The organism is Pseudomonas sp. (assembly GCF_050739995.1).
Classification (GTDB): domain Bacteria; phylum Pseudomonadota; class Gammaproteobacteria; order Pseudomonadales; family Pseudomonadaceae; genus Aquipseudomonas.
On record NZ_JBOICG010000389.1, the window covers coordinates 1 to 3,138 of the forward strand.

Annotated in this window: 5 protein-coding genes; 1 reads left to right on the top strand and 4 read right to left on the bottom strand. The window is 59.5% G+C overall.

Annotation, left to right across the window (positions count from 1 at the left end):
* From ACRESD_RS13005 to ACRESD_RS13020, 4 genes are all read right to left on the bottom strand, one after another.
* The coding region (locus ACRESD_RS13005) for an OprD family outer membrane porin (protein ID WP_431751268.1) at nt 1-473 on the bottom strand (473 nt) is incomplete at its 3' end.
* Nucleotides 474-652: 179 nt separating this feature from the next.
* Entirely contained in the window at nt 653-1,510 is an 858-nt protein-coding gene (gene copD, locus ACRESD_RS13010; protein ID WP_431751269.1) for a copper homeostasis membrane protein CopD, read from the bottom strand.
* Nucleotides 1,511-1,513: 3 nt separating this feature from the next.
* The gene (copC, locus tag ACRESD_RS13015; protein ID WP_431751270.1) at nt 1,514-1,879 is read right to left on the bottom strand and encodes a copper homeostasis periplasmic binding protein CopC; all 366 of its coding nucleotides are present in this window, start codon (nt 1,877-1,879) and stop codon (nt 1,514-1,516) included.
* Nucleotides 1,880-1,896: 17 nt separating this feature from the next.
* Complete coding sequence (locus tag ACRESD_RS13020) at nt 1,897-2,340, bottom strand: GNAT family N-acetyltransferase (RefSeq protein ID WP_431751271.1); 444 nt, start codon at nt 2,338-2,340, stop codon at nt 1,897-1,899.
* Between the two features lie 143 nt (nt 2,341-2,483).
* Here ACRESD_RS13020 and ACRESD_RS13025 point away from each other — a divergent pair, with 143 nt between their 5' ends.
* The gene (locus ACRESD_RS13025) at nt 2,484-3,104 is read left to right on the top strand and encodes a TetR/AcrR family transcriptional regulator (protein WP_431751272.1); all 621 of its coding nucleotides are present in this window, start codon (nt 2,484-2,486) and stop codon (nt 3,102-3,104) included.
* The last annotated feature ends 34 nt before the right edge of the window (nt 3,105-3,138 follow it).

The following is a 3,138-nucleotide window of genomic DNA, read 5'->3' on the forward strand; positions in this document are numbered from 1 at the left end:
GTCTGGGGCAGCGAACGACCATCGTCGGAGCGCAGGATTGGCAGCACCGGCATCCATTCGCCGACCTTCAGCTCGGTCTTCGACAGTTTGGTTTTCAACGCTACGCCTAGACGGCCGAAGTTGTCGGCGGGGCGCCCGTCACTGTCGAGCGGCAGCAGTTGGGTGCCACCCGTACCTTTGCCGCCATCGAGCTTTTGCGAATACAGGCCGAGCACATCAAGCCCGAAACCCACGGTGCCCTGGGTGAAGCCGGATTTGGCATCGAGGATGAAGTTCTGCGTCCACTCCTGGGCCTTGGCCTGGGGAAACGTAGGGTCGGTGAAATTACGGTTGAAGTAGGCGTTGCGTAGATTGAGCGTGGCCTTGGCGTCGTCGAGAAAACCGTCGGCCTGGGCACTGAAGGGAAGCGTGAACGCCAGGCTGCCGAGACCGAGAAAACCAAGACGCGAGGAATTGCGGGCGAGTGAACTCACAGTGAAGCTCCATTTTTGTTGTTTTTATTATTTGTTATACGTTGTCGTACAACATGGCGAGAGATATTTGCGAGGTTTCTGTGGCTTGTCAACTAGAAGTTATACGATGACTTGATCGGTATCGATCAACAGTGTGGGAGGGCTTGCTCCCACATTGGAGTGCATTCCAACGTGAGGTCTTAGTTGGCAATGACCATCGGGGGGAGCGTGCCAAGCAGCGAAACGGCCGCCACCGCCGCCACGCCCAGCAACCATTCCACCATCACACTGGCCTTTAAACTGCCCAGGCGTTCTTCGCAGCGGTCGATACGCAAGCGGTTCAGGAGTGCCAGTGCCAACATGCCCAGCACCAACAGCACCTTGATCAACAGAATCAGCGCGAACCCACTGAACAACGGCGTAGGCCACAGCTGCCCGGTCAGCACGCGCACATTGATCAAGCCCGTGACCAACAGACCGGCGACCAGGCCATAACCCACCCCGCTGAAGCGCTTGAGAGTCGCTGCCAGCGCATAGCGTTGCGGCTGCCTGAGGATCAGCACCAACAGCAACAACCCTCCGAGCCAAGCGCCGACGCACATCAGGTGCACCACTTGGTTGAGGATCAGCAGTTGCCCGCTCAGGCCATTGAGCATGGCGCCATGGCCCACCGGTGCCAACGTCGCGAGCAACAGCGCAAGGATTGGCAGGCGCATGGCCGGCCAGGGTCTACTCAGCACGACCACCAGCACAAGGTTCAGCAACAGGTGCCAGACCCACACCTGGCCAAAGAAGGTTTTACCCAGCACCAGCTGCACAGTGTCCGGTTGCAGCGCCGCGTCCCAGCTACCGGCCATGCTGGCGGTGATCAACAGCAACCAGGCCACGCCGGAGCACAACCCCAGCCAGGCAAGTGCGCGGGTGAGGCGCAGCAGTTGCCGGTCGAGTGCCGGGTGCAGTTCAGTGCCCAACAGCCAGGGCCTGAAGGCACAGGCCCCGAACATCAACAGCACGACGATGAAATGCACAAAACGGCACAGGACCAGCAGCGTCGCCATGGGTTATTGGCCGACCTTGAAGCTGTATTCACCGTTGCTCTTGTGGGTATCGACCGACACCGCGTTCCACACCACTTTGTAGTTGCCGGCGGCAAGCGGTGCGGCGGGCGTGACTACCAATGTCTTCTTGTCGGCGTCGGGGGTTTCCAGGCCCTTGATCGCGACTTCGGTGCCGTCCTTGCTCAGGGAGACTTTGGTGAAGGTGGCTTCGACGCCCTCGCTGAAGGTCAAGCGCAGGTCGGCGGGTGCCGCGACCGTGCTGTCGGCCGCAGGCGTCGAGCTTTTCAGGTGGGCGTGGGCGAACGCGGTAGAGGCACCCAGCAGGGAAGCGAGCAGGGCGACGGTGGTCAGGGCTTTCTTGATCAACATTGTTCAATACCTTCAGGTTAGGAAGTCGGTAGAGCCATGTGCAGCAAGGGAAAGGGTTTGCCTTCGCCATCCAGCGGCGAGCGCGCGACCTGGATGAAACCATAGTGCAGGTAGAACCCCACGGCCTGTGGGTTTTGTTCGTTGACGTCCACCGTCAGGGTGTCATGGCGGGCGCGGGCATGGTCGAGCAATTGCCGGCCGATACCCTGGCCACGATGGTCGGGGTCGATAAACAGCATTTCCACATTGTGCCCACCGGTGCCGATGAAACCGGCGATACCGTTTGGGTCTTCATACACCCACACATCCAGGGCGGGCATGGGCAGGTAAGTGTCGCGCACCAGCGGCAGCAAACGCTGGATATCATCCTCGGGGAGGAAGTCATGGGTGGCACGCACCGAGCGCTCCCACAGTGCGCCCAGCACTGCGTCGTCGGTGGCCACACGCGGTCTAATCGTCATGATCATGATCCTTCATAGGGACCGCGATGCTAACCAATCCGTTTTCCAGGGGAAAGCTTCGCGTCAGAAGTTTCATTGTGGCGTGTCGCCGCGGTCTAGAGCCGATGGTAGTCTTGGGGCCATGTTGTTGTCAGGGAGCCCTTATGGGCAATCACAAGATCGGAATTCGTCGGGTCAACGTCGAGAAAATCCTGCTGGCGGCGGAAAAAGTCTTCGCCGTGAAAGGCTATGGCAGCACCGCCATGGCCGATATCGCCGAAGAAGTGCAGCTGCCGCGTTCCAACCTGCATTACTACTTCACCACCAAGAGCGAGCTGTACAGCGCCGTACTCTTCGACCTGCTGGAGGTATGGAAGCAGGACGCCCTGAGCTTCGAAACCTTCGACGACCCGCGCGTGGTACTCAGCAGTTACATCCGCGCCAAGATGCAGCGCTCGCGGACGCGGCCTTATGGGTCGAAGGTCTGGGCCAACGAAATCATCCACGGCGCACCGACCTTGGGTCAGGCGCTGGATGAAAGCCTGTACGACTGGGCCAAGATGAAGGAAGCGAAAATTCGCCAGTGGGTGGAAGATAAACGCATCCTGCCGGTGGAACCGTCGAGTCTGCTGTACATGATCTGGGCGTCGACCCAACACTATGCGGACTTTGATCACCAGGTGACGATTCTGAATGATCACCAGCCGTTGTCGGACATGCAGTTCGAGAAAGCGATCCAGACGGTGACCAGTGTGATTTTGCGGGGGATTGGGTTGGAGCCTTGAGCTTTGGTGAGGCTGATGGCCTCATCGGGGGCAA